We start from the raw sequence: 20,655 nt of genomic DNA, 5'->3' as shown, positions 1-20,655 counted from the left end.
TATGAAAACAGAATTCAATTTTAAGAATATTAGGTCTTTGAGTATACTAGTGCTTGTAGGAAGTTTAGCATACTTCGGATATACCAAGTTTTTTGGTGCAGGTAAAAAAACAGAAGCACTGACTGATGACAAATCGAAGTTCATGATCTCTCAAGAAATCCAAAAAAACCATCCGTTTTCGGTGGTTTATTTGGCAGAAAAAGCTCTTGAAGAGGAACTCCAACTTCCGGGAACTGTTTCTTATGATATGAATAGTGTGGCCAAAGTCGGTTCGCGTGTCAGCGGACGAATTGTACAGGTATTTGTAAAGGAAGGGGAACATGTAAAAAAAAGTACAGCTCTTGCTTCCATCCAATCAGTAGAACTTGGGACAACCGAAGCCAATTATTTAAAAGCGAGAGCAAGACTTGAGGCCTTAAAAGTCCAAGCCGACAGAGCCAAAGATTTGTATGAAAGGAAAGTGACCTCTGCCAAAGAATATGAAATGTCTTTAATGGATTACAAATCGGTAAAAGCAGAAATGGAAACATCCAGGAATGCTTTGGAAAATTTAGGCCTAAATGATGCAGAAATTACAAATCTGGAAGGTGGAAAATATAATTCTAAAAACTTATACATCCGAACTCCCATTTCTGGAACTGTAACGGTAAGGGAAGCTATCATTGGTCAGGCGGTGAATGCTCGTGATAATTTATTTACCGTTGCCGATTTGAGTGTACTTTGGATTAATTTAGAAGTATATGAAAAAGATTTGGCCTCCATCCGTATGGGTAACGAAGCGAAAGTCATTCCCATTGGCTCGAAAGATGAATCCTTAAAAGCCGTGGTGTCCCATGTGGGGGATGTGATTGATCCAATCAAAAAAACGGCGGAGATTCGTTTGGAAGTGAGAAATTCGAAAGGAAGACTTCGTCCAGGACAAAGTGTCACCGCAACAGTTGTCGGTGCTATGGTAGAATCTTCGGTAAACAAAGCAAAGGTGATCCCGTCCGATTGTATTCATAAAATTGAAGGGGAAAATTATATCTTTGTTCGAAACACCGACGGATCTTTTTCTGCTAAAAAAATTGGAGTGGGCAAAATCTATGACAATTGGGTAGAGATCACAAGTGGTGTGGAATCAGGGGAAGCCATTGTAGAAGAAGGAAGTTTTGTTTTGAAAAGTGAGTATTTAAAGTTATAACTCCTAGTTTTTTGTTGACATAACGCCCATTTCCTAGTTATCTGTTTAGTATGAAAGACCTCACGGAAAAACAAGAATTTGTCCTACAATACATTTCGGACACGGTCCGCGAGAAAGGTTTTCCCCCCACTATCCGTGAGATTGGGGACCAGTTCGGAATCACCGCCAAAGGGGCTTACGACCACTTAAAGGCGATTGAAAAAAAAGGTTATATTCGGACTTCCAAAAACCAAAGCCGGGCCATCGAGCTTTTGAAAGGAAATGGGGACGAGGCACTTCTCGTTCGAGCGTCTGGGATTCCTCTCCTTGGCCAAGTGGCAGCGGGTTCCCCCATCCTTGCCGAAGAAAACATCGAAGAGTACATTGCTGTCCCAGAAGACTTGGCTACAAAACCTGGAACCTTCGCCTTACGAGTGAAGGGAGATTCCATGGTGGATGCTGGGATTAGTGACGGTGACATTGCGATCATCCAAAAAAAAGACACAGCAAGGAATGGGGAAATTGTTGTCGCTATGATCGAAAACGAAGCTACCTTAAAAGTCTTTTATAAAGAACCGGACATGATTCGTTTAGAACCAAGAAACGTGAAACTAAAACCCATTCGTACCAAAAAGGCTACGATAATTGGGAAACTAATCGGGTTATATCGCATTTACTGATTGACCAAACCTTGGTTGGGGTTGAGTTTAGAAGGGATGTCGAAACATCTCTTCTCTTTCCCAACATTTCTTATCCTTTCCCTTCTCCTCTCTTGCGCTCCTAAAAAACAAGAAATCGACGCCTATGACTTAAAACGTGTTTTGGAACGGTTCGCACAAAATCGGATACAAACTGGTCTTATGGCAGATACCAAAAGACCCACACCAACTGACATTGCTCTTTTTGAAGAAGCATGTGAAGTCTACAGGTTGTCCATCCCTGAAGCCAAAGAAATGTTAAAAAAAGAAAACAAAGCCCTATACGAGTCAATTTATGGAAATGAATAAAATCAAAATATCGGAACGTCTGATTTGGGGAAGCATTACCTTCTGTTTGGTGTTAGTTGTTTTTATTGGTAACACGGAGAAAGTGAAGGCAATCTCCGCTGACGGGGAAAAGTATCTACAGATTCTACACGAAGTGGTTTCTTATATTGAAAACGATTATGTAGACCCACAAGAGGAAAAAAAAATCTATACTGGTGCCATTCTTGGAGCATTGCAGAGCTTAGGTGACCCGCATACTCGATTTTTAGACACGGATGAATTTGGTGAATTACAAAATGAAACCAAAGGAAGTTTTGGTGGGATCGGAGTCGAGATCAGCTTCCAAGAAAATGCCTTTATCATTGTGGCTCCTATTGAAGGAACTCCTGCTTGGAAGGCGGGTCTGCAACCCCAAGACAAAATCACTGAAATCAACGGCAAAAGTACAAAATCAGTTTCGTTATCTGAATCCATTGGAATGATGCGTGGTGATGTGGGATCTTCCATTTCTATGAAGATAGAAAGAAAAGGAATCAAAGATCCTTTTGTGGTTAATTTAGTTCGGGAACTCATTCAAATTCGTTATGTAAGATCGCATTACCTTCCAGAAACAGAAACAGGTTATATCAAACTAGTTCAGTTTATGGGAAAAGAAACCACTACCAAAGAATTTGCGAGCGCTGTGGCTGCCATGAAAGTAGCGGGTGCCAAAAAACTAGTGATTGATTTACGGATGAATCCTGGTGGACTTTTGGATTTAGCCATTGACCTTGCCGATTTATTTTTACCACCAGAGGCAGAGATTGTTTCAGTAAAAGGACGGGGTGGGGTTCTTGTGAAAAGTTATAAAGCGGATAAAAAAGAGAAAAAGTTTTTAGACATTCCTATTGCCATTTTAGTGAACGGGGGATCTGCGAGTGCATCTGAGATTTTGGCTGGTGCTTTAAAAGATAACAAACGTGCTGTCGTGGTCGGTACCCAAAGTTTTGGAAAGGGTAGTGTGCAGTCTATTTTTCCTCTTTCGGGAGGAACTGGTGTTGCCATCACCATTCAAAAATACTACACACCGTCTGGCGTTTCCATTCATGGAAAAGGAATCACACCTGATTTTATAGTAAACCCGATTGCTGCCAGTGAAGATGAAAAGTATGCCTTAGAAAAACTCTTTAAAAAGAATTTGATCCGTCCCTTTTTAGAAACTCACGCAGAATACAACGACCTGGCTCTAGCAGATTTTTCAGCTCTACTCAAAAAAGAAAATCTAACGATTTCGGAATCAGTGACCCGTATCTTTTTATTTAACGAAATGAGAGCCGGTTCTTCCAGTGCAAAACCTCGTTTGGATTTAGATACCCAACTCACTGAAGCTATTCGTGTTTTGAAGTGATGGCCTACGGGTTAGGAATCGAATCCAGTTGCGATGAAACATCCGTTGCCATTGTTCGCGATGGCAAGGATCTACTTTCCCTAAAAGTCTATAGCCAAATTGATTCCCATTCCCCCTATCGTGGTGTGGTGCCTGAGATTGCCTCCCGTGCCCATTTAGAAAAAATCAACTCTCTTCTTGCCGTTTCCATGGAAGAGGCAGGAATCAACTATTCTGATTTAGATTATGTGGCAGTTACCAGTTATCCCGGGTTAGTTGGTTCTCTTATGATTGGGGCACAATTGGCTCGTTGTATTTCTCTTGTGTATGGAATCCCGATTGTAGCGGTGAACCATCTAGAAGCTCATTTAGCTGTGATTGGTTTGGAAAGGGAATTTCCAGCATTTCCTTGGCTTGGAGTCCTACTTTCTGGTGGAAATTCTTCCATCTATATGTACAAAGGATTCGGTGATTTGGAAATCCTTGCAGACACACAGGACGATTCGCTTGGGGAAGCTTTCGATAAAGTGAGTGCAGTTCTAAATCTTCCTTATCCCGGTGGCCCCTACTTGGAAGCAAAGGCCAAGGCTTACCAAATGAAAAAGGGGGAAGGGAACCCTTTCCCGAAACTTTTAAAAGAAGACGGGGAAGAGAAAATTCGATTTTCTTATAGTGGGCTTAAGACGGCAGTTCTTTACTACTTGAGGGCAAACTCCGAGACCCCTCCAGTGGAAAAAATTTCCTACTTCTTTCAAAAGACTGCTTTTGAACTCGTCACTCGCAATATCCGCAAAGCCATCACCAAAACCGGAATTCGCACAGTGGTCGCTGCGGGTGGGGTGCTCGCCAACGAGACCCTTAGGGAGAGTTTGGAAACCGAAAAACAAAGGTCTAAGTTTAACCTATTTTATCCGCAAAAAAAAATTTACTGCACAGATAACGGAGCGATGGTGGCATGTCTTGGATACCAACTTTGGAAACAAAAATCTTTTGTGGGGCTCGACTTTAAGGTTAGCCCCAAGCGAAACTTTGAACAAACATTATGAAACTAAAACTTACCTGGATTCCAAACACCCTCACACTGGGAAACTTAACCTTAGGGTTTGTCTCCATGCTCCTTGTGGCAGAAACGAACCCATCCCATACAAATTCGCATGAACTTTATACACTAGCAGGTGTATTCATCATCTTAGCTGCGTTATTCGATGGATTCGATGGAATGGCGGCTCGGGCACTCAACTGTACAAGCGAACTAGGGGCTGACTTAGACAGTTTAGCCGACCTGACAACCTTTGGAATTGCCCCTGGATTTTTGTCCTACAAAATGTTCTTTTACGATATCAAATTAGATATCTTTGACAAGCCGGACTACTTTCCCTTAGGGATGTTTATTGCCGCTTTGTATCCGATCTGTGCCGCTTATAGGCTTGCTCGGTTTAATGTAGCCCATGACCCAAAGTCCTTTAACGGACTTCCTTCGCCTGTGGCTGGAGTTGTGATTGGAATTTTTCCTTTGGTATTTTCTGTATCTCAGGTTCCAGTTTGGACGGCAGTTTTGTTTTTTGTGATCACTGCCCTTCTTATGGTTTCTACTTTAAGATACAGCAAACCCCAAGTAGCCATCCGAGGACTTTTCTCTTGGAAAAAATTAGGGATTAGTATTGTAGGTCTTGGTCTTTTGTTACTTGCGATTGGATTTTATCGTTGGCCTTATGTAATGTATGGTGCTGTGGGTTTTTATGTTTTTTCTGGGATTGTTTCCTTTCTCATACAAACCATTCAGGACTATAGAGTTTAGGTTTCTTTTTTCAATTGGAAAATATCCAGTAAATTAGCTACGGTAAATATGGTTCGTACTTCTGCAGAGAGATGGATGATGCGAACCTCTTTCTTTTTTTCCTTTGTCCAACTATACGAATGCAGTAAGATTCCGATTCCAGAAGAATCTAAATAACTTAAATTTTTAAAGTCTAAGACCAGTTCTTGGATTTCTGGAGTTTCTATCAGTGCCTTTAAGTCCGTGCGAAATTGGGGACTGTCCCGAAGGGACAAGGATCCATTCAAAAGGACAATGGCCTTTTCATTTTCTCGTTTAATTTCATACTGAAACATAACTTCAGTTAAGACAACATCTGAAAGAGTCAAATACAATCAAAAAACGTTTGATTTTTCAAAAAAGGACTCTAGAAAAAGAGCAATGAAAATCAAGTTTTGGGGTGTCCGCGGTTCCATAGGTTCACCCATTCGGCCTGAAAGTGTTAAACATAAAATCGAAAAAATTCTTTCTTTGGCAAGTCCTACAGACATTCAAAACGAGCAGAGTATTCATAGTTTTCTAGATTCTTTGAGTTTTTCCTCTTCATCAACTTACGGTGGTAATACGACCTGTGTGGAAATTCGTGACAAAGACGAAAACCTAATCATTATCGATGGTGGAACAGGCCTTCGAGAACTCGGCAACCAAATGATGGCCTCCGATTTTGGAAAGGGAGCTGGCCATGCTTATTGGATTTTGACTCATACACATTGGGATCATATCCAAGGAATTCCGTTTTTTGTTCCTCTTTTTTTGCCAGGCAATCATTTCGAATTTATTTCTTGTATGAACGATGCAGAAAAAAGATTGGAACACCAATTTGTATTCACACATTTTCCGGTTTCCTTTGATCATTATGCTGCAAAAAAAACCTTCCAGTACTTAGAAGAAGGGGAGACCATCTCACTCGGACCTCATATCCAGGCTTTTAGTAAATCGGTGCGTCATCCGGGAGGAAGTTTTTCTTATCGGTTTATGGAAGAAGGTAAGGCTATCATCTTTGCATCTGATGCGGAATTCAATTTAGAAGAGATGGAAAATATTGATACCTATATCGATTATTTCCGGGAAGCCGATGTACTTGTTTTTGATACACAATACACGTTCGAAGATTCTTTGCAAAAAATTGATTGGGGTCATAGTTCTGCATCCATTGCCACAGACATTGCACTTCGTGCTAAAGTAAAAAAACTTGTGATGTTTCATCACGACCCATCCTACGATGATGAAAAGTTGGATTTGGTATATTTACGTGCTCTTAAATACAAAGAGATGTTTGATCCCCATGGAAAATTAGAAATTATTATGGCTTATGAAGGTTTGGAAATAGAGGTTTAAGATGGCAAAAAAAGGTTATATCATTGGGATTGATGCAGGTACTACAGGAATTCGAACCTTTTGTTTTAATGACAAAGGAAAAGTAATTTCTTCTGCTTACCAAGAATTCAAACAATACTATCCCAAACCTGGTTGGGTAGAACATGACCCAGAAGAGATTTGGGAAAAAACACAGAAACTAATTGTCGCCGCTATAAAAAATGGAAAACTAAATCCTAAAGATGCGGTTGCAATTGGGATTACAAACCAAAGGGAAACCTCCGTTGTTTGGGATAAAAAGACCGGCAAACCAGTGTACAACGCTATTGTATGGCAATGCCGAAGAACTTCTGATATTTGTAAGGAATTAAAAAAACAAAGCTTAGATTCTAATTTCCGAAACAAAACAGGCCTTGTTTTGGATGCCTATTTTTCAGGAACCAAAATCCAATGGATTTTGGACAACGTCAAAGGGGCAAGGGCCAAAGCGGAGAAGGGCGAATTGTTATTTGGGACCATAGACACTTGGCTTTTGTACAAACTCACCGGTCACAAAGAACACAAAACAGACCATACCAATGCTTCAAGAACTCTTCTATTTAATATCCAAACCAAAGAATGGGATGAAGAACTTTGTGATATTTTACGAGTGCCTATGTCAATGTTACCCAAGGCATACAATTCCAAAAATCTCTTTGGATTTACTTCTAGTGTAAAATCACTTCCCGATGGAATTCCGATTTCCTCTCTTGTGGGAGACCAACAAGGAGCTCTTTTTGGTCAACTTTGTACAGAACCCGGCGAAGCAAAAAACACCTATGGAACAGGTTGTTTTTTACTTTTTAATGTGGGAGATGAATTCAGAATTTCAAACCAAGGACTCATCACAACACTAGCCCTCGGTCCCGAAGGCAAAACAGTCTATTGTTTAGAAGGATCCGTTTTTATTGGGGGAGCAGTCGTTCAGTTCCTCCGGGATAATTTAGAATTTTTTAAATACTCTAAAGATTCTGAAAAATTAGTCAAAGCCATCAAAACAAAAGATGATTTGGTTTTTGTTCCTGCTTTTGCGGGCCTTGGAGCCCCTCATTGGGACCAAGAAGCGCGAGGTGCTATCTTTGGACTTTCTCGTGACACAACAGCTGCCCAAATCACAAGAGCGGCTCTCAAAGCCATCGCTTTACAATCTTATGAACTTGCCAATGCGATGGAAAAGGAAACCGGAAAACCTTTAAAATTCTTACGAGTCGATGGAGGAGCCACTTCCAATGCTTGGCTTATGCAATTCCAAGCAGACATTCTCGGGACAAAAGTGATCCGTCCACAAAATGTAGACACTACGGTTCTTGGTGCGGCTTACCTTGCAGGTCTTGAGCGAGGATTTTTTAAATCGGTAGCAAGTCTTAGAAAAGAAGAAACGAAAACCACTCAGTTTGTTCCTAAGATGAAAGAAAGTGAGAGAAAAGAAGAAATTGATAAATGGAACTGGGCCATCACTCGAGTCAAAACAGGAAACTAAACAAACAAATTAGTTTAGTGACTGTTAGCTGAGTTCGGTTTGGTTCTTTTTGGGAATTATGTTTTCGATTTTTATATGATAAAATCCCCAAAAGAGTAACCAAATCGGAAAACTCAATTGGCAAAAAAGTAGGATCCCTGGCGTAAGTAGCCAGGGATAACTTGCGATGATCTGGAATCCAAACCCTAGGATTCCAGATACTAAAATCAAACCTCCCCAAGTTTTTTTCCTAAAAGAGATACTAAATAATAGAATCGCTAAGGCCAAAACAAGAGAGATCATATGCATGGTTCCTGCGATCAAACTTAAGATAAATACAACCGTATCGACTGCGAGAGGATAAACATTCACAGGATAAACGAGTCGACCCCAAAGCAAATCCACAAGAACAAACATCGGAATAACGAGTAAAAAAAATAAACCAGAGGCAAATAAAGTAGCGGGAGATTCGTTTTTTTGATTCACATTTGCCAAAGTATAAATAGAGGGAAGTAAAGAGAGAGTGGCAAAAATTAAAATCTCATCAGCAATTTGTATATAAGTTTTCCATTCTGTAATCCAAGTATGTAAATGAGCAGTGTCATTTGGGGGAGATGAAACTAAATACAAAAGCACAAAGTAAGTGGCAAATAACAAACTAGAGATTAAAAACGGAAATCCCTTTCCAAGAGAGTTCTTACTTTTTGTTTTTTCCATGTTTATAGATTAAGGAAAATGAAAGCTAAGTCTAGTGAAAAAAGGATTTTTTTGAAACCATCTTTAGTAATCAAACCAAAGAAGGGAAAATTCTAAAGGCTTCCTTTCTTTTGTGATTCCAGCACCAACAAGGAAGATCCCGGTTGCATAATAAGGGATCTCAATGAGTAAATCGGGAGGAAGTCTATGAAACTCAGAAGTTTCGATTTCTTTTCTGGATAAAAAGAAATCAAATCGTAGGACATCGATCCAATCATTGGTTTTAAAAAATAACTTCGTAGCTGTTTTCCCGTAAAAACTAAGTGAACTACCATAAGCAAAAAAATTGATTTTCTCTGAGTTCGTAAAAGGGATCTCTTCTTTAAATTCCAATTCCCCTTTTTCTCTATAGGTAAAGATCGAACCCTCTTCATAGTAAATATTTCTTGCAAACCGCTTAAACGTTTCCGTTTCAATCACTGTAACCAAATCCTCACCTTCCGGTGGTTTTTTTGAGGGGCCTTCTAAAATATGTTTCATTTTGTTTTTGGAGATAGAAGACCGAATCACATTCATTACTGGTTTGGAAAGTTTTGGTAAAATAGATTTGATGTACCTTTCGTCGTGGTTTCGTAAGATTTCTTGTAAAAAAGGGCCGTGAATTAAAGGAATCATTTCCACAGTAAACATCTGTTTGTTTAAGAATTTAGCAAATTCTGGTTCATAACGAAATAAATTAGAAACAATGGTTTCTTCTTCCCGAGGAGTTCCAGAAAAAAGAATGGATACCAATCGAAAGAGATAGGTCTTACTTTTGGCATCGAAGTATAGACTTTCAATTTTTTCACGAACTAAGATTTCTGAAAGATCAGGATTGATAATGTCTCTAAGGGAAAGGTATTTTGCCGATTGAAACTTGTCTCGTTTGGAACGAAAAAGTGGAGAGGGGAAATTTTTCATTCCACCAATTTCAGTGGTGAAGGTTCCAAATCCCGGCTTTGGTCTCGTTTCCGAATCTTTTGGAGACTTCGTACTACCTAGGTAAGTTGGCGTTATGGCAGGTTTTGTTTCAAACGATTGTCTATTGTACTGTAAAGAATAAAGAAACTGAGGAATGAGGATGGGGTCTGTGGTGACTGAAGGAAGTTCAAGGATTCTACTTTTTGCAATCGGATAAAAGGGTTGAATGGAGGTTTGGAATCTGGCAACGGAGTCCGCAGTGCTTAAGAAAAAATGATAATTGTTTCCTTGTCTGTATATCAAAGGGGGGGAGATTTTTTCAGTTTTTTCTGAATTCTGATTCTAAAGTGTTCCCAATTATAATCAGATTTTAAAATTTCCAACTCATTTTCGACACCAAATCGCATGAAGTCATAGATCTCTTCGTGTTCCATCCCCACAACAATCGATAGGTCTTGGATCACTCTTTGTAATCGTCTGGCATCGCGGTCACTTAAAGTGAATGTTTCTAATAGTTTTTTTTCGAATTCCGTCAGTTGGATCAAGGGAACCTAAAACGCAGCCACAAGGATGGTTTCGATTTCATTTTTGGGAAGTTCTCTAGGAAGACAATCAAGAAACGAGTAGGTTGCCGCAAGTGTTGCGATCCCAGGGAGGTCGATTTTTTTCACTTCGTATTCGGACAACCTTTGTGGAATTCTTAGTTCTAAATAGATTTTACGAATTCCTTCCACCGCTTTGATCGCAGCTTCAATGACGGAAATATTGGTTACATCTTCATCTAGGGCTCTTGCAATCATTACATACTTACCAGCAGAGGAGGTGAGATTGTATTCCATTACGTGGGGAAGTAGGATCGACATACTTTGAAAGATATCAAGATTTGTAACAGTCGTTACTGCTAGTGACAAAGCATAACAAAGTCCAAGGCTACTTGTGGATTGGGCAATTCCTGCAAGTAAACTTGCCGCATAAATGGAGTTTTTCGGTCCTAAGTTTCTTGGTTCCCGAATGGCAGGTACAATGTTTTTGGAAATGAGTTCAATGGCTCGAAGTGCTGTGGAAGATGTGATTTCATTAGCATATTTGGAAAGGATGCTGTCAACAGCTGCAGATAAAATCGAAATTCCCGTTTTTGCTGTTTCGGAGCTAGACATACCTGCTCCAATTTTGGGATCAGAAACAATGAGTTCAGGGAATGCCCATTCATGTGCAAAATACTTTCTGTTTTTATCTTTATCATCCACAATCGAAAAGAAAGGAGAACATTCGTTACCGAGTAAGGGTTTTGTGGGAACAACAATTAAAGGAAGGCCTTTTCTTTTGGGTTGTTTTTTCCCAATGAGTAATTCCTCTGCAAACAAATCATTGGTTGCGAGTAAGGAAGCCGCCTTACCTGCATTTACTGATTCAAAGGAACCATAAGCTACAACACAATCGGCATTGGAAATTCTAAGGAAGTGGGCACAGGAATCTAAATCTTTAAAGTGAACTCGGTCTACAATATCATCATAGATGATCACACCTTCAGCGTGTTTTTCGAGACTGGTTTTGATGATGGAAAGTTCTTCTGCGTTTTCTAGTTCTTTCTGTGTGGTGATAAGAACCACTCTAGACCCAATGTTTTTTACAAAAGATCCGAGTTTGTATCCACAATCGATTTCGAAGTGAATTTTAGGAGGAAATTGAAAATTAATCCATTCGGGGAGGACTGGCATACGATCCCCTAATTATGAATAAACGGAGTAAGAGAAATCCTCGGAGAGGACAATAAAAAAGGATCCCTCACCACCCGTCCTTTTTACTGTTGTCCGAGGAAAGTTGACGCGATTTGGTCGGAGATTTTATCCAACATCTCTGTGGAGAGGTTGTCATAGTCGCCGTTTTTCAATCTTTCTTTGATCGCTTTGATTTTTTCTGTACGATCTTCTTCTGGAGGAGCTTGTACAATTTGTTTTGCGATTTGTTTTACTTCCGCTTGAAGCTTCGCTTCCGATGCAATTTTTTTGGCAGCATCAGAGATGGAAATAGTATCTACCGGAGCTTGTGCTTCCGTTTCCCTTGGCCCTTGTGGTTTTTTCGGCTCGTATCCGTAACCACCAACTCGTCCTACTTTGTCGACGTTCATATATTTAGTCCTCTTCCTACATCACATATCGGTGGAATCTGAATTTCCCTTAAGTGTTTTTTTTCGATGATTTAAGAGAAAAACAAACTCGCCTTTGGCGTTGGGCGGTTTTGCTAGCAGATCCCTAGGATTTGCGTAGTAAACTACCTCTTCAAAGGACTTTGTCAACTCCCTTCCCACAAGCACTTCCGTTTCTGGAAAGAGCTCGACAAGCATAGGATAAAGCCTTGGGAGTTTGTGGACTGATTCGTAGAAAACCACGAGCCCATCAATTTCGGAGGCCCTTTCTAATTCTCGGCGTTTTTTACTCGGTTTTTCAGAGAGGAACCCCAAAAAATACGTGGGATTGACCTGAAAACCAGAAACAGAGAGGAGGGCAGTTAGGGCTGAAGCACCGGGAACCGGAACAATTCGAATTCCTTTTTCTCGTGCGTGGCGAACCATCTGGCTTCCTGGATCGGAAACACCCGGCGTCCCGGCATCGGAAACTAAGGCCATCGATTTTCCATTGAAGAGCTGTTCGAGGACATTGGAGTAAGGAGATTCCGAACTGTCTTTGTAAAGTGCAAGAACGGGGGTTACGATTTCTAATCGAGATAAAAGAGAACGAGTTTCTTTGGCGGACTCACATAGAATTAAATCCACTTCCTTAAAGATTTCGAGTGCGCGGAGGGTGATGTCTCCCAAATTTCCAATGGGAGTGGCCACAACATAAAGGGAGCCAGGTTCGCGTCTATGGGCCAACGTATTGGCATCCTGGGGGAGATTGGCCTGCAGGACAAGTACAGCCCAGGTCATTATTTCCTTTGGTGCAAGGATTACAAGCCGTGCCTAGGGCACAGGAGCTGGGCGTTCCACACGCGGCATTCGCGCAAAAAGTAGTATTACAGCCTACCCCGCTCGCACAGAGAGTTTGAATATCGTTTACTTTATTGGGAATGGCGCAGGTGCTCGTGGGTGTGGATGGGTTGGATATCAGTCCTCCCGTCAGCATCGAGCGCAAGGTAAAATTATAGATTTGGCATTTTTGAAAGAATTCGGCCCCTGGAGGAGGAACGGCAAAACGAATCCTTTTTGTCACCACCTGGGAAGAAGAAGTGGAGGCCTCGTAAGGAAGATGAGGAAAACTCGGTTGGACCCCATCTTCCAGCCATTCCCCTTGGATGGTTTGGATGATTCCAGGAAAGGCGGTGGTCACATAAAGATTATAACCCAAAAATTGCGGTTCTCTGTTGGTGACAAAATACCGAAGGATAAACTCAGGCCTTGGGTCTAGATTGTAATTGAAAACATCCGTTTGAAAATCGTTCGTGATATTGCTATTCACAGCCACGACCGAAAGGATCTGAGGCACACTCGGGGGAACCAGAAACACAAAAGGAGCTACAGGCGTATCTGTATTGATTCCGCACCTAAAAAAAGAGAGAAAAGATATGCAGACAAAGTAAAGTGGATGTAAAGAGGGAAAACGCATTCTATTTCTCGTTTCCCTTCCAAGTTTTCAGGAATTCAATCTATGGGAATCCAAAAAAAATTACTCTTTGTCTCCATTTCACTCATTGGGCTTTTTTTTCTGATCTTACTCGTTATGGGTGGGGAAGATGAGGAAGAAGCTCGTCGCAAAAAAGAAAGAAGTTCGCAGGCTCTTGCCCTATTTGGGGGAGGATCGAACAATCCCAAAGGAACCAATCGGTTAGGAGTCCGCGGCGAAGATGCAGGCTCCATCTTCGATTCCGACTATTACAACGCGGGTGGGATGCGTTATGAAGAAGATGGCAATCTCGCCGGTTCCGAGGCAGGTGAGATGCCTATCAATCCACAAACAGGAAAACCCTATCCTCCGGAAGCCATGCAGGCCTTTGATGAACTTAGGGAACAATTTCCAGATAACGATTTGATTCCGAAGCGTTTGACTCCCGAAGACAAAAAGAAACAATCGGAGTTCAACCAAAAATTATCTAGAGCCACAAACTCTGTGTTTGGTGGATCGCCTAATGCAACAGATATTTCCTTGTACTATAACCATGTGCGTAAACAAGGAAAAGACCGATTGGAGATTATCAACTACTTGATTGAATCCCAAGGGGGAGACGATCCGGAGATGGATAAAAAGTTCCAAGAGATTTTAAAAAATATCCAATACCAAAACGAACAAGTGGAAAAGGAAGCTGCTAATGCCTTTACAAAAGCGGGGCTACCTCCACCCAATTAAGTTTCTTTGGATAGGATGGGATATCGGTAACTGGATTTTGGATCCAGGCCATACTCGTCCAAATGGAACGAGGGGGGAAGCCTCTCTCGTTTCCATTGCGCGGTCATAAATAATTTCTTAAATTTCTTTATGTATCTGAAAAGACTGTCCCCGGTTTCCCAAGGAAATTCTTGTTTTAAACTTTCCAAACAATCTTCCTCAGTTTGTGCTAAAAACACAAGTTTCCTCTCGATGGCTTGTAAGATCGGATAAGGCATAAGGTCTTTTTCATCTTCTTGGTGTTCGGACAAAGGTTTTAATTCCGCTGTGGGTTTGGTATTTCGTAAAGTCCGAATGGAATCTTTTGGTGTAATGAAAAGGTTATTTCCATTTTGGATATCATCCAGCCAGTCCAGTAAAAATTCCTTGCTAACGCCTGCTAGTGGAGCAATCGATCCTGACGAATCTCCGTCCATGGTCGTATAACCCACAGCGGCCTCACTCCGGTTCCCCGTAGATAAAAGTAAATGTTCATTTAGATTGGCCAGTAACCAAACGAGGGGAGAACGAACTCTTGCTTGGATATTTTGTAAAGGCAAATCGTGTTCTTTCCAGTTCAGTGTTTTACCTAGAACCGATTCGATTAGTTCCACAGAGGTTTCCACAGCACGGTCGATGGCAATAGAATAAAATTGACAACCCAGTTCGTCGGCCAAGGCCTTCGCAATCTCTTCCGTTAAAGAGGAATTGTTCTTTGTTTTTTGGTAAATGGTAACGAGTAGGTTTTTTTCCTCAATTCCTAGCGAAGAAAAAATGGAATCCCCATTTTCTCTTTTGGCAATTTCTTTCATGGCCGTGACTAGAAGGGCACAAGTGGCACTATCCGCACCTCCTGAAAGGGAGAGGGTAAATCCTTTTGTTTTGGATTTCCGTAAATAATCAAAGAGTCCGAGGCATACGGCCCTTGTAAATTCTTCATAGAGTGAAAGGGGGAGAGACTCGGAACTCTCTTCTTTTTCTGTTCGTTTGTCTAGGACAGAAAATCCGAAGGTTTCTTTTCCATTTGTATTTATAACAGTATCGATCTGGATTTTTGCAATTTCCTCCATGGAAATTTTTGGTTTCGGATCTCGAAACGAGCGAGCTTTCGCTGCACGAATCTCCATGGGATCGAAAGAGTAGGTGGTCACTTGGAAGGGGGAGAAGGCAAGTCGTGGCCCTTCTTTGACTAAGTTACCAAGGGAGGCAAAAATGGCTCCTCCCTCAAAGATAACTCTACCTGATTCATTTCCCGTAAGATTAGTAAAGACTTGTAGGTTGCACTGGTTTCTGCTCGATTCTGTAAAAATCTGCTTTCGGGTCTTTTGTTTTCCCATCGCAAAATGAGATGCCCCTGGAGAAAATAAAACATCGATTCCATAAAGGCTATAAGAGGTGGCTGGCTTATTTACAGACCAACTGTCTTCACAAATTTCCACTCCAAAATTCCAATTTTGAGTTTGGAAAATAAAGTGTCCAAAGGGAACTTGTTTGCCACCAAAAGTTATGGTTTTGTTTAGGAATTCTGACTCAGAATGAAACCATCGTCGTTCATAGTGTACGCCTGTGTTTGCTAAGTTTAATTTAGGAACAAGGGCAACCACCTTACCACCGTAAAGCACCGCCATACAATTGTATAAAAACGAATCTACAAAAACAGGGAGGCCAACCATAACAATCTGGTTGGGTGCGCGTGTTTTTAGTTGTTCGATGATTTCTTCGGAACGAGTCCAAACGAAGGGATTGTAAAAGCTGTCTTCACATCCATACCCAGAAATAGAAAGTTCAGGAAAGACGATACAGTCAGCATTTTTTGCTTCTGGGCTGCCAATTGCCTTAGAGATTGATTCATAGTTCCCAAGAAAGTCTAGGGGAGTTGTATTCAGTGTAACGGCGGCAATTTTAATTTTTGGCATTAGAGAAAACTCGGTTATAAATCTTATCCGACGCACCTCTGTTTTCTACAACAAAGTTTCGATTTCCTTTTCCCATCTTTTCTCTAAGTATTTTGTCATTGACTAAAAGCTTAAATTTTTGGATAAAATCTGCCTCTGTATCTGCTTCCAACAGTCCACCTAATTCTTGCATAACGATGGCTTCCGGTGCATTCGAAATTTTAGGTCCGGTGATTACAGGAAGGCCTAAGGCAGCCGGTTCAATGGTATTGTGGACACGGTGCGTAAATGCCCCTCCCACATAAGCAAAACTCCCATATTGGTAAGCAAAGGCAAGGATTCCCATCAGATCAAACAGTAAGAATTTGGGCAAAACTTCCCCTTTGGTTAGTTTGGAAAATACTCCCACGGTTCCATATTGTTTTAAAGTAGGAATCCAGGCCCCCATACGATTTGTATCCCATTTATGCGGGAAAATCCAATAATAAGCATCATCGGTATTTGTTTTCAAATATCCAGTAAATCGTTCTTCACAAACCCCATAAGTCGAACCGAGGATGATGGGTTTGTTTTTGTTTAAGAATTCTTGTTGGTCAGAAACAAACTGAGTAAACACTGGGTTTGGGGATTTTGTTTCTAACTTTCCAAGAACGGATTCAAACCTAGTATCTCCTAATACTTGAAAGTCGGTGTTTTCTGCGATAAGACCTTCGAATTCCTTTGCCATCAGTTCGTGGCTCGGATAAATTCCTGAAAGGAAACGAAAGGATGCCTTGGTTAAAGATCTGACAAGTGGATTTTTTCTAGAAGACTGAGAGGACAAACTCGCACAACAAAGATAAGACTTGGTTCCCATCTGAGAGGCCGTTTTGAGGAGATTGGGCCAAGTATCCCAAGCCATCACTAGGAGAACTTGGGGCTTAAAATGAGTAAAGATTCGGTCGTAAACATGGGAGCGATCAAGAGGAAGATAAAAATATAAATCTGCCAGCGGATCGCTAAAGGAAGTCTCTTTTACGGAAGAGGAAAAAACAGATTGGATGATATAAACATTTTTATGTTTTTTGCGAATGGTTTCCGTTAGCGCGCGTGCTTGGTCCAGTTCTCCGACACTTGCTGCATGAAGCCAAACTACAAATTTATCCGCAGGCGTTTTCGAAAAAATTTGGTTAAGAGAATGGTCTCTTTTTTCTAATTCTATGCGGACTGGTTTTAAGAATAAGGAAAGAAGTTTTAAAACTAAATAAAGAGTATGGACTAGGATGTTGTAAAAAAAATATACCATTTAGCGTTTGTTACCCCATGTGTCGTTTACTTCCGATCCAGGGTAGATGAAAGATCTTTTATCTATGACAAAACTCAAATTGTCAAAGTATAAATGGAACTCTCCTTTCTTTTGTGAAGTTAGGCTTTTCAATCGAAAGCAAGCAAAAGAAATCGGGAAAGACATGGATTGGATGAGCCTTGTGTTTTCTTTTGGTAAGTTGATTTTAAATTCCAGTCGCCTCCATCCCACAAAATTCAAAGTTCCCAAATCAAAATACAAATCCTTGGATTTTTTTTGAGAAAGCCCCATACTCAAATTGATGTGGTGGCCTTCTGAATACACCCAAAGGATTCCCTGGATGGGCATTCCCAGTGGGAGAAGGATGGGTTCTTTGGGTCTCACTTCCCAATGGTCAAGTCTTGGATTTTCCACGTAACTTTGCAAAAGAAAACTCGTCTGGTTTTGCAGGTTTGTATAACCCGCTTCTTTGAGAATCGTTGCCTCTTGTAAAAATGCTTCGGATTTAGGGACGGAGGCGGCAAATTGAGTGACGGCCAAAAAAGAATCCACTCGGTAAAAATCCCAGGGCCTTTCTCCTTCAAAGTCTTCCACAAGGAAGAGAAGGTAACTCGAATCAATGGTAAGTGCAGATTTTAAAATTTGGACTCGGCCGGCTTCATCCGGGTCATGGGGCCTCGGAAGAGACAAAAGACCGGAAATCATGAGGAGGAAACCCAAAGAGAATGTGATTTTTTTTGTAGTTTTCATGATTTCTCACTTTTCGAAAGACCAAAAACGTGTACTCTATTCTTATCAAAGGAAAGGAATCCGCACGTCATGGGCCGCCGCGACAATTTGAAAATACTCACAACTGCCATTCTAGTGGTCCTACTTCTTTCATCGTTCATTTTTGCATTTATCTATAGAAACGAAATTTACCAAAAGCTCCAAACCATCGGAAAAAACAGAGATGCGGAGATGGTGGATCGGGAAATTGAAAGAGAACCAACAGGAATCCCTGCACCTAAAGAAGACTTAGTCAAAAATGATGGCAAAGATTCAGTCGGGGATCGTTCTAAACTTCCCGAATTGCCTAGTTTAGATGATATGGAACCGGAAACGGAACGTCCTCGTTCTGTTTCCGTAGCAGCATCTACCAAATCAAAAGACAAAACAGATCCATCCTCACGTTTGCAGGAAAAGTTAGACCAAGTGGAAGAGTCATTTTCTCCCACAGAAGAAACTAAAAAAACAAAGAAATCTTCTCCAAAAGAAGAACAGATTCCTGAAGGAACGGAATCCACTTCTTCCACCAAACAACCAAAAGTCGATACACAAGATTCTGTAAAACTTTCTAAAAAAGTAGACTCTAAAGTTTCTAAACCTTCTAAGGCTTTATCACAACAAAATCGTACAAAAAAATACAGTTCTGCAACCGAAAAGAGACAAGGAACCAAATCAAAAAAATCATCTTATTCCCAAAAGTCGCAAAAGAACCATTATGAGGAAACAGGATCTTCCACCATGGAAGTTCGGATGCGCACCGTGGAACAAAAACTTTCTACGCAAAACGATCGAAATGAAAAACGATTTGTTGAGATCGAACGTCGCATTGAGTCTTTAGAAAAAGCGTTAGCCAAGTAATCGTGTCCGATTACGGTTCTTTGTATTTCTCCATCCAAAACTCTCTAAAGGATTTGTATCCGAAGAGATCTCCCCAAGTCATTGCTGTTTCCAAAACCAAACCCTATGAAGTGGTGCGGGAGGCCTATTTACAAGGTATCCGTGAGTTCGGTGAAAATTATATCCCCGAAGCTATCACTAAATTCACAAAACTAAAGGAAGAGTTTCCCGAATCGGCAAGTACGGTCCATGTTCACCATATTGGTCCTGTCCAATCAGGAACCTTGCGGAAGTTATTCGGCATTTTTTCTCATACACATGGCGTGGGTAGTATCTCTACCTTAAAGGAACTTCTCAAACGTGCCGAAAAAGAAAAAACAATCATTCGTTATTTGATTCAAACCAATCTCACTGAAGAAAACACAAAACATGGGATGGGATTTGAAACCCTACGTTCCATGAAAGAAACTTTGCAAAGTTACCAAAATGAATTTTGTATTTGGGAAGGGTTTATGGGTATGGGTCCCTCTACGGGCGATTGGGCCCAAACAAGAGAAGTGTTTTCACTCCTCGCAGAATTACGAGATACTTACTTTCCCGATAAAAAACTTTCTATGGGAATGAGTGGTGATTATGAACTCGCAGCCGAGTTAGGATCCGACTATTTGCGGATCGGATCAAAGATTTTTGGAGAAAGGAATTATGCAAAGGAATCCATTTGAAACTGTAGGAATTGTGGGACTGGGAAAGATGGGAGCGGCGATTGCGGCAGCTCTTGTAAAAAAAGGAACCAAGGTGGTGGGATTTGATCCGAACCTAAAGGAGTCTCCTGTTGGTGGGGTTACAATTGTGAATACACTCGAGGTCCTTAGTAAAGAAGCGGAAGTGATCGTGATTGCGGTAAAACCAAATCTTGTTGTTTCCGTTCTAAAAGAATTTTCAAAACCATCTACCTTTGTTTCGATTGCGGCCGGAATTTCTTTTTCGCAAATTTCGGTAGCCGTTCCCCAGGGATCTCAAGTTGTTCGAGTGATGCCAAACCTACCACTGGTTTCTGAACGAGGGGCCCTCGCGTACTTTTGTGAAGATGGGGCAGCACTGAGCGTAGAACGATTGTTTTATGGAATGGGCACCACCATTCGAGTGGCAAAAGAATCGTTAATGGATGCAGTGACTGGGCTTTCCGGGTCCGGGCCGGCTTATGTTTTAACTTTTTTACAGGCACTGGCGGAAGGGGGACTGCAAGAAGGTTTGAGTTATGAAGAATCTTTATCCTTAGCAATGGAGACCATCGAAGGAACTTTAGTGTATTTTAAAACGCTAAGAAAGGAAGATAATAACCTGCATCCTATGGAAGTGAGAAATTGGGTAACTTCTCCTGGAGGAACTACCATTCATGGACTGGATGCTTTGGAAAGGGGAGGATTCTCAACCGCCGTCAGAGATGCAATCAAAAGAGCGACGGAGAGAAGTAAGGAATTAGGGAAAGGATAATAACGGTTGCGCGGACAGGATTCGAACCTGTGGCCTTTGGGTTATGAGCCCAACGAGCTACCAGCTGCTCCACCGCGCGGTATAAAACCATTGTTTTAAAGATTGGTAAATTGTCAACGTAAACATTATGAAAACTTCTCTATTTTCTCCTGAATGGAAATTTATCGATTTCCGCCAAAATCTTACTTTACAGTAGTCAAAAAAGACGAATGATTCC

The 20,655-nt window shown here is 41.1% G+C and carries 23 protein-coding genes and 1 tRNA gene; 12 read left to right on the top strand and 12 right to left on the bottom strand.

Annotated features, from left to right (window positions below):
- The first annotated feature begins 1 nt into the window (after position 1).
- The 6 genes from JWG40_RS07080 to JWG40_RS07055 are packed head-to-tail and all read left to right on the top strand — an operon-like array spanning position 2 to position 5,312.
- Entirely contained in the window at positions 2 to 1,183 is a 1,182-nt protein-coding gene (locus JWG40_RS07080) for an efflux RND transporter periplasmic adaptor subunit (protein WP_205285134.1), read from the top strand.
- Between the two features lie 50 nt (positions 1,184 to 1,233).
- Positions 1,234 to 1,842, top strand: coding sequence for a transcriptional repressor LexA (gene lexA, locus JWG40_RS07075; RefSeq protein WP_205285133.1), 609 nt, complete (start codon positions 1,234 to 1,236; stop codon positions 1,840 to 1,842).
- 36 nt (positions 1,843 to 1,878) lie between these two features.
- The gene (locus JWG40_RS07070) at positions 1,879 to 2,169 is read left to right on the top strand and encodes an LA_1448 family UV-C exposure upregulated protein (protein ID WP_051122379.1); all 291 of its coding nucleotides are present in this window, start codon (positions 1,879 to 1,881) and stop codon (positions 2,167 to 2,169) included.
- A 1-nt stretch (position 2,170) separates the two neighbouring features.
- The gene (locus tag JWG40_RS07065) at positions 2,171 to 3,535 is read left to right on the top strand and encodes a S41 family peptidase (RefSeq protein WP_205285233.1); all 1,365 of its coding nucleotides are present in this window, start codon (positions 2,171 to 2,173) and stop codon (positions 3,533 to 3,535) included.
- Positions 3,535 to 4,560 carry a tRNA (adenosine(37)-N6)-threonylcarbamoyltransferase complex transferase subunit TsaD gene (gene tsaD / locus JWG40_RS07060; protein ID WP_205285132.1) on the top strand — a complete coding sequence of 342 codons (1,026 nt, stop codon included), beginning with the start codon at positions 3,535 to 3,537 and terminating at the stop codon, positions 4,558 to 4,560. The genes JWG40_RS07065 and tsaD overlap by 1 nt, the downstream gene beginning before the upstream one ends.
- Positions 4,557 to 5,312: a CDP-alcohol phosphatidyltransferase family protein gene (locus JWG40_RS07055; protein WP_015680610.1), complete on the top strand. Its 756-nt coding sequence runs from the start codon at positions 4,557 to 4,559 to the stop codon at positions 5,310 to 5,312. The genes tsaD and JWG40_RS07055 overlap by 4 nt, the downstream gene beginning before the upstream one ends.
- Here JWG40_RS07055 and JWG40_RS07050 read toward each other — a convergent pair.
- Entirely contained in the window at positions 5,309 to 5,626 is a 318-nt protein-coding gene (locus tag JWG40_RS07050; RefSeq protein ID WP_205285131.1) for an STAS domain-containing protein, read from the bottom strand. The genes JWG40_RS07055 and JWG40_RS07050 overlap by 4 nt on opposite strands.
- Positions 5,627 to 5,711: 85 nt before the next feature.
- Between JWG40_RS07050 and JWG40_RS07045 the strand changes: the two genes are divergently transcribed.
- A complete protein-coding gene (locus JWG40_RS07045; RefSeq protein WP_205285130.1) occupies positions 5,712 to 6,668 on the top strand; it encodes an MBL fold metallo-hydrolase in 957 nt (318 codons plus the stop codon).
- A 1-nt stretch (position 6,669) separates the two neighbouring features.
- Positions 6,670 to 8,166, top strand: a complete 1,497-nt coding sequence (glpK, locus tag JWG40_RS07040; protein WP_205285129.1) for a glycerol kinase GlpK — start codon at positions 6,670 to 6,672, stop codon at positions 8,164 to 8,166.
- A 24-nt stretch (positions 8,167 to 8,190) separates the two neighbouring features.
- On the opposite strand, the gene JWG40_RS07035 is transcribed toward glpK, so the two are convergent.
- The 7 genes from JWG40_RS07035 to JWG40_RS07005 form a co-directional block, all read right to left on the bottom strand.
- Positions 8,191 to 8,862 carry a hypothetical protein gene (locus JWG40_RS07035; protein ID WP_205285128.1) on the bottom strand — a complete coding sequence of 224 codons (672 nt, stop codon included), beginning with the start codon at positions 8,860 to 8,862 and terminating at the stop codon, positions 8,191 to 8,193.
- A 63-nt stretch (positions 8,863 to 8,925) separates the two neighbouring features.
- The gene (locus JWG40_RS07030) at positions 8,926 to 10,104 is read right to left on the bottom strand and encodes a flagellar motor switch protein FliG (RefSeq protein WP_205285127.1); all 1,179 of its coding nucleotides are present in this window, start codon (positions 10,102 to 10,104) and stop codon (positions 8,926 to 8,928) included.
- Positions 10,101 to 10,346, bottom strand: coding sequence for a hypothetical protein (locus JWG40_RS07025; RefSeq protein ID WP_002981511.1), 246 nt, complete (start codon positions 10,344 to 10,346; stop codon positions 10,101 to 10,103). The genes JWG40_RS07030 and JWG40_RS07025 overlap by 4 nt, the downstream gene beginning before the upstream one ends.
- 6 nt (positions 10,347 to 10,352) lie before the next feature.
- Entirely contained in the window at positions 10,353 to 11,519 is a 1,167-nt protein-coding gene (locus tag JWG40_RS07020; protein ID WP_002981346.1) for an iron-containing alcohol dehydrogenase, read from the bottom strand.
- A gap of 83 nt (positions 11,520 to 11,602) precedes the next feature.
- Positions 11,603 to 11,929 carry a flagellar biosynthesis anti-sigma factor FlgM gene (locus JWG40_RS07015; protein WP_002973649.1) on the bottom strand — a complete coding sequence of 109 codons (327 nt, stop codon included), beginning with the start codon at positions 11,927 to 11,929 and terminating at the stop codon, positions 11,603 to 11,605.
- 21 nt (positions 11,930 to 11,950) lie between these two features.
- Complete coding sequence (gene rsmI, locus JWG40_RS07010) at positions 11,951 to 12,673, bottom strand: 16S rRNA (cytidine(1402)-2'-O)-methyltransferase (protein ID WP_205285232.1); 723 nt, start codon at positions 12,671 to 12,673, stop codon at positions 11,951 to 11,953.
- Positions 12,663 to 13,403: an LIC11073 family putative lipoprotein gene (locus JWG40_RS07005; protein ID WP_205285126.1), complete on the bottom strand. Its 741-nt coding sequence runs from the start codon at positions 13,401 to 13,403 to the stop codon at positions 12,663 to 12,665. The genes rsmI and JWG40_RS07005 overlap by 11 nt, the downstream gene beginning before the upstream one ends.
- 42 nt (positions 13,404 to 13,445) lie before the next feature.
- Between JWG40_RS07005 and JWG40_RS07000 the strand changes: the two genes are divergently transcribed.
- A complete protein-coding gene (locus JWG40_RS07000) occupies positions 13,446 to 14,141 on the top strand; it encodes an LIC_20245 family lipoprotein (protein WP_205285125.1) in 696 nt (231 codons plus the stop codon).
- On the opposite strand, the gene nadE is transcribed toward JWG40_RS07000, so the two are convergent.
- The 3 genes from nadE to JWG40_RS06985 are packed head-to-tail and all read right to left on the bottom strand — an operon-like array spanning position 14,138 to position 18,089.
- Positions 14,138 to 16,075 carry an NAD(+) synthase gene (nadE, locus tag JWG40_RS06995; protein ID WP_205285124.1) on the bottom strand — a complete coding sequence of 646 codons (1,938 nt, stop codon included), beginning with the start codon at positions 16,073 to 16,075 and terminating at the stop codon, positions 14,138 to 14,140. The genes JWG40_RS07000 and nadE overlap by 4 nt on opposite strands.
- Entirely contained in the window at positions 16,062 to 17,339 is a 1,278-nt protein-coding gene (locus JWG40_RS06990; protein WP_205285123.1) for a 3-deoxy-D-manno-octulosonic acid transferase, read from the bottom strand. Before JWG40_RS06990 ends, nadE begins: the two co-directional genes overlap by 14 nt.
- Positions 17,340 to 18,089: a flagellar filament outer layer protein FlaA gene (locus JWG40_RS06985; protein ID WP_205285122.1), complete on the bottom strand. Its 750-nt coding sequence runs from the start codon at positions 18,087 to 18,089 to the stop codon at positions 17,340 to 17,342.
- A 69-nt stretch (positions 18,090 to 18,158) separates the two neighbouring features.
- Between JWG40_RS06985 and JWG40_RS06980 the strand changes: the two genes are divergently transcribed.
- From JWG40_RS06980 to proC, 3 genes are read left to right on the top strand one after another with little or no spacing between them, the layout of a single operon-like run.
- A complete protein-coding gene (locus JWG40_RS06980) occupies positions 18,159 to 18,965 on the top strand; it encodes a hypothetical protein (protein ID WP_205285121.1) in 807 nt (268 codons plus the stop codon).
- Between the two features lie 2 nt (positions 18,966 to 18,967).
- On the top strand, positions 18,968 to 19,666 hold the full coding sequence (locus JWG40_RS06975; RefSeq protein ID WP_205285120.1) for a YggS family pyridoxal phosphate-dependent enzyme: 699 nt from the start codon (positions 18,968 to 18,970) through the stop codon (positions 19,664 to 19,666).
- Positions 19,647 to 20,438: a pyrroline-5-carboxylate reductase gene (gene proC / locus JWG40_RS06970; RefSeq protein WP_205285119.1), complete on the top strand. Its 792-nt coding sequence runs from the start codon at positions 19,647 to 19,649 to the stop codon at positions 20,436 to 20,438. The genes JWG40_RS06975 and proC overlap by 20 nt, the downstream gene beginning before the upstream one ends.
- A 6-nt stretch (positions 20,439 to 20,444) precedes the next feature.
- Here proC and JWG40_RS06965 read toward each other — a convergent pair.
- Positions 20,445 to 20,517, bottom strand: a tRNA-Met gene (locus JWG40_RS06965).
- Between the last annotated feature and the right edge of the window lie 138 nt (positions 20,518 to 20,655).

The sequence above is a fragment of the Leptospira abararensis genome (assembly GCF_016918735.1).
Classification (GTDB): domain Bacteria; phylum Spirochaetota; class Leptospiria; order Leptospirales; family Leptospiraceae; genus Leptospira_A; species Leptospira_A abararensis.
The sequence above is the reverse complement of the archived record's forward strand: the minus strand, read 5'-3'. Positions and strand labels throughout refer to the sequence as shown.